Source organism: Actinopolyspora mortivallis, from assembly GCF_003001495.1.
Lineage (GTDB): Bacteria > Actinomycetota > Actinomycetes > Mycobacteriales > Pseudonocardiaceae > Actinopolyspora > Actinopolyspora mortivallis_A.
This window is the reverse complement of sequence record NZ_PVSR01000073.1, coordinates 1-4,967: the sequence shown is the minus strand read 5'-3', so window position 1 is coordinate 4,967 and position 4,967 is coordinate 1. Positions and strand designations below refer to the sequence as shown.

Annotated in this window: 3 protein-coding genes; 1 reads left to right on the top strand and 2 read right to left on the bottom strand. The window is 67.9% G+C overall.

The window, feature by feature from the left end; genetic code table 11:
- Positions 1–440: 440 nt before the first annotated feature.
- Positions 441–2,426 carry an FUSC family protein gene (locus CEP50_RS19575; RefSeq protein ID WP_106115386.1) on the bottom strand — a complete coding sequence of 662 codons (1,986 nt, stop codon included), beginning with the start codon at positions 2,424–2,426 and terminating at the stop codon, positions 441–443.
- Between the two features lie 894 nt (positions 2,427–3,320).
- The gene (locus CEP50_RS19565; RefSeq protein ID WP_106115385.1) at positions 3,321–4,025 is read right to left on the bottom strand and encodes a FadR/GntR family transcriptional regulator; all 705 of its coding nucleotides are present in this window, start codon (positions 4,023–4,025) and stop codon (positions 3,321–3,323) included.
- A gap of 156 nt (positions 4,026–4,181) precedes the next feature.
- Between CEP50_RS19565 and CEP50_RS19560 the strand changes: the two genes are divergently transcribed.
- Entirely contained in the window at positions 4,182–4,949 is a 768-nt protein-coding gene (locus CEP50_RS19560) for a (Fe-S)-binding protein (RefSeq protein ID WP_106115384.1), read from the top strand.
- Positions 4,950–4,967: the final 18 nt, after the last annotated feature.

Sequence of the window (4,967 nt, the reverse complement as noted above, 5' to 3'; positions counted from 1 at the left end):
GGTGTGGGGAGCGGGAACGCGTCCCTCTGCCCACGACGCTACGGCACACGGGAGGGTGCGGGGGAGTTCGGTGTTTTCCGTTTCACGGAAGAGACCGAAACCCTCGGGGCCGGGAGGTACCGTTTCCGTCGTCGCCGAAAGGTTCGGGTGGTGTTTCTCGTCCACCGTGTGCTCGATCTCGGGCATCCGGAGCCGATGTTAATCGGGGTCACCGGAATGTACGAGCAGATTCATGACAATTGTTCGTCTTTTTGGTGAGGATTCCGCTGAAAGGATCATCCTCGACGCGGACAAGGAGTACCCGGTTCACCGAGGTGCCCGAATCCACCGAGACAGCGCCTCCCGCGGCGGGTTCCGCTCGTCGAGCGGGACGCCGCACGGCGACACGCTTCGCGAAAGGTCGGATGCCGCGGCGCCCCGCTCGGGTTCCGCCGTCGCTCTCACCGCCCGACGAGTTCGACTCCCCGGTTCCCCGCCTTCGGTGAGGGCTCCGGGACCTCGTTGATCCCGGCCTCGAGCTCGGTGAGCCGCTCGGCCGTCCGCTCGGGGGACAGGCAGGACTCCGTGGTTTCCGCGCTGCGCAGCTGCCGGGCCAGCGAACGCAGGCCGGACACGAGCAGCTGGGTGTGTTGCGGGTTGGTCTCACCACCACCTCGTTCGAGGTGCACCGCCCGTGCCGTCGCTTCGTCGACGAGTCGTTCGAGCACGACGATCGAGGGCCACCAGCGTTCGGCCGTTCTGCTGGCCGGTGCCGGCTCCACCAACCGCTGACGCAGCGTGGCACGCAACTCAGCCAGCTCACGGTAGCTGCGGCGGCGCAGCACGGACCGGTCCCTCGTCACCCCCGACAGGGACAGCGACACGTACTCCGCCACGGTGTTCAGACACGCGGCGATCCCCCGCTCCAGAGGCGCACGCCGGAACAGCGGGGACAGCACGAGGCAGACCACCAGCACGATGCCGCACCCGAGCAGCGAGTCCACCAGACGCACGGTGGGAAGGTCGGGGATCGACTCCACCTGGTTCATCTTCAGCAGCACCAGACAGGTGACCACACCGGTGAACAGCCCGTAGTTCCGGCTCAACATGTCGGGAACCAGAGCGGCCAGCAGCAACGTGAACGGCAACATGCCCCATCCGTGAGCCGGTCCGGCCAACAGCAACACGGCCAGCGCCACTCCGAGCACGCTGCCGATGCCGCGCAGCACGGTACGGGCGAACAACGAGCCCGAGTTCGGCTTGAGCACGAGGGCGACCGTCAGCGCGACCCAGTACGGTTGCTCCAGGGGCAGAGCCAGGCCGACCGCCTCGGCCACGGTCAGGCACAGGGCCATACGGACCGCCAGCAACCAGCCGGTGCGGCCTATGGCCAGCCCCTCCCGCCAGATCCGGAAACGTGCGCGACGTCCCCCCGTGGTGTCGAGCCTGGCCGGTTCGGCCAGCTTCGCACTCCGCAGCGAGTCGGTGAGCTCCGCGAGCTCCTGGTCGAGAGCCCGCAGGGTGGCGGAGTGGGTTTCCCCGGTCGCCGGGGTGTGCGGTGGGGGTAGGGAGCCGGTGCGCAGGCACGTCGCCAGGCTGCGCATGTTCTCCAACAGGGAGGCGGGCACCGGTGTGGCCCGATGCGCCAGGGCGACCGAGGTCTCCACCACCGGTGTGGCGTGGGTGAGCGCCATGTAGAGCCTGTCGTGGACCCTGCTGCGCGCCGTGGCTCCCGCCGTGACCGTGATCAGGATGTCGTGGGCCTCGTTCAACGCCCGGGTCAGCACACGTCGCTGTTCGGTGCGGGTGCCTTCACACGGGGCTTCGAGCATGCGCGCCGTGGACTCGAAAACCCGGGCCACCGCTCGGCGGGCGGGGGCGGTGCGCCGGAACGGCCAGGTGGCGGCGATCAACCCGAAGGTGAGCAGTTCCCCGCCGAGAAACCAGGCGATCTGCTCGCCGGCGGGAGTGTTCTCCAGAGGGGTTCCGGTGGCCACGATGCAGAAGGTCAACATCTGTGCCCCCGCCGCTCCCCACAGGTCCCCCAGGCGGCTGGACAGCACTGACAGCACGGAGACACCCACCACAACCAGGGCACCCGCCCAGAGGGAGGGCGCGAGCAGGCCCGCGGCGAAACCGAAGCCTCCCAGCAGAACGGTCAGGCCGACGCGACGCAGCCGGTAGCGGTAGGAGCTGATCGGGTCGGAGAAGGTGACACACAGCCCCCCCAGGGAGACCAGTACGGCCTCGCCGAGGTTGGCCGTCGCCATACCGACGGCGGGGGGAAGACCCACCCCCAGGGCCGCCACCCCGATACGGCTCCCGTCCACGGGGATGGGAGAGGGGCGCAGCATCCGCAGGAGCCAGGCGGGGAGGAGCGTTCTCAGCAGTCGTGTCAGTACGGCCGACCAGGGGTGTCGCGTCGAGAGCGTATCGGCGGGAAGCACCCGACCTCCGATGCTTTTCTCGGGGTGTCCGAAGTGTTGATCTTTCGTTCGTTCGCTCTCCCCATTATTACCCGAATATATGCCGCCATCCCCCGGAAACGGCGCACATCACACCTTGTCGTGTGTCACCTTTCTGTGCTCGGTAAATGTTCGTTGAAAACGCGGTGACGAGATGCGCGTCATGTTTCCTGGTGTTTCCCGCGTATTGTCCCGAGCGGGAGCGGTGATTTCCGTGTGCGAGATCACCGGTACACGGGTGACGATTTTCACGAAAACGCTTCGCGCTGGTGGGGGAAAGAGCGTCTCGGTCCCGTGGAGCACCATTTCATGATCAGTACTTTGTGGACGGTAGGTTCCCCACGCCGGCGACGGCCCCGAGGGCGGGTCCGGTCGGGGCCGCTCGCTGTCTCCGGTGCAGACCCCGTGGAGGTCTCAGCACACCCTGCGCGGTGTGTTCACCAGGGTGTTGTCGGCGACGGTGATGTTTTCCCGCGGGGTCTTTCCACGATCTCCGAGTCCGTGACCGTCAGATCGTGAATGGTCACGTCCCTGGTGAGCGCGAATTCCGCCCGGGCCGCCCCCGGATCGTTCCCGTCCCGGAGATCCGGCCCCCGTCCGCCGCTGTTTCCGCGTTGTGGCAGTTCTCCACGAGAACGGAGTTGTTTCCGGTGTCGGCGATGTCGCCCCGGTCGATCACGGTCCCGCCGCTTTTCGGGACGCGGAACACTCCGCGACCGCCTCCGCGGGCGATCACCTCTCCCCGTGAATATCGGTCGGACAGGAGTCGTTCATCCGCTCGTTCCGGTTGGTCATCCTGAAGGTCGTGTAACCGGTTCCCGTCCCCGCGTTCGGGGGTCCGATTCTGGTTCCGGGTGAGGACTTCTCGGCGTGAACTCATTCTTCCGGGTTCGCCTCGGCGTAGTAGCCGCGGATGTGGGCGGTCACGCGTTCCTCGGCCAACGCCGGTTCCCCCCGACGCACCGCTTCGGTGATTCCCCGGTGCTCGGCGCGCAGCCGGTCGGCGGTCTCCTCCCACGACTCCAGCGCGGCGGCGATCCGCCCGGTGTAGGTCTCGACCGAGTCCCGTAGCCCGCTCATCATCGCCGTGATCACCCGGTTGCCCGCGGCCTCGGCCAGGTTCAGGTGGAACTGGGCGTCGAGCGCGAGGAACTCCTGGCGGGACAGGTTCCTGTTCTCCATCGCGTCGAGCAGCTCGTCGATCTCGGACAGGTCCGTCCCCTCTCGGGAGGCCAGTTCGGACACCGCCGAGCGTTCCAGCACCTCCCTGGTACGAACCACGTCGGCGACGGGGAACCCCTGTCCCGCCACCTGCAGACGCATCAGCGCGCTCATTCCGCCGGTGGGCCGGGTGAGGATGATCGCTCCGGAGTCGGGGCCGGAGCCGGTCTGGGCCCGCAGCACCCCCAGGGCCTCCAGCACACGCATCGCCTCGCGCACCGAGGAGCGCCCCACGTTGAGGTCACTGGCCAGGGCGCGTTCACCGGGAATCCGTTGTCCGGGGGAGATCCTGCCGTCGCGCAGATCGGACTCGATACGCGCGAGCACCCGTTCCCAAGCACGCGGAGCCACCGAGGTCATGGCGTGAGTCTATCGGCGGAGAGCACGCTGTTCCCGCTGCTCCGACGTTGGTCCTCCCACACACTCGAGCCGAGGACGGTTCCCCCGCTTTCCCCGGTGGAACCGTCCGCGCTAGGCTGGCCCAGGTGTGGTCAGACCACAGAGGGAGGGTCGGAGATGCGCGTCGCACTGTTCGCCACCTGTCTGGGGGACTCCCTGTTCCCGGAGGCGGTCAAGGCCACCGCGATCCTGCTCACCAGGCTCGGCCAGGAGGTGGTGTTCCCCCCGGGGCAGACCTGTTGCGGGCAGATGCACGTCAACACCGGCTACCAGGCCGACGCGCTGCCGCTGGTGCGCAACTACGCGGCCGACTTCGCCGACGAGTCGATCGACGCCGTGGTCGCCCCCTCCGGATCCTGCGTGGGCTCGGTCCGACACCAGCACGGAACTGTCGCCGAGCACCACGGCACACCGGCACTGCGTGAGCGGGCGGGACGGGCCGGGGCCAAGACCTACGAGCTGGCCGAGTTCCTCGTCGACGTGCTCGGGGTCACCGACGTCGGCGCCTACTTCCCGCACCGGGTGACCTACCACCCCACGTGTCATTCACTGCGAATGCTGCGCGTCGGGGACAAGCCCCTGCGACTGCTCCGACAGGTCCGCGCCCTCGACCTCGTGACACTGCCCGAGGCCGAGCAGTGCTGCGGTTTCGGCGGTACCTTCGCGCTCAAGAACAGCGAGACCTCCACGGCCATGCTCGCGGACAAGATGAGCAACATCGCCGCCACCGACGCCGAGTTCTGCTGTGCCGGCGATTCCTCCTGCCTGATGCACATCGGTGGTGGACTGTCCAGGCTGCGCACCGGCGTGGGTACGGTGCACCTGGCGCAGATCCTGGCCTCCACCGAGCAACACGTCCTCGCCGAACCGGAGGTCACCGTATGAGCCGTGCCTTCCTGGGAC

Excerpts from the sequence above, each read along its gene's own strand:
- CEP50_RS19565 (WP_106115385.1), bottom strand. The coding sequence starts at position 4,025 with ATGACCTCGGTGGCTCCGCGTGCTTGGGAACGGGTGCTCGCGCGTATC.
- CEP50_RS19560 (WP_106115384.1), top strand. The coding sequence starts at position 4,182 with ATGCGCGTCGCACTGTTCGCCACCTGTCTGGGGGACTCCCTGTTCCCG.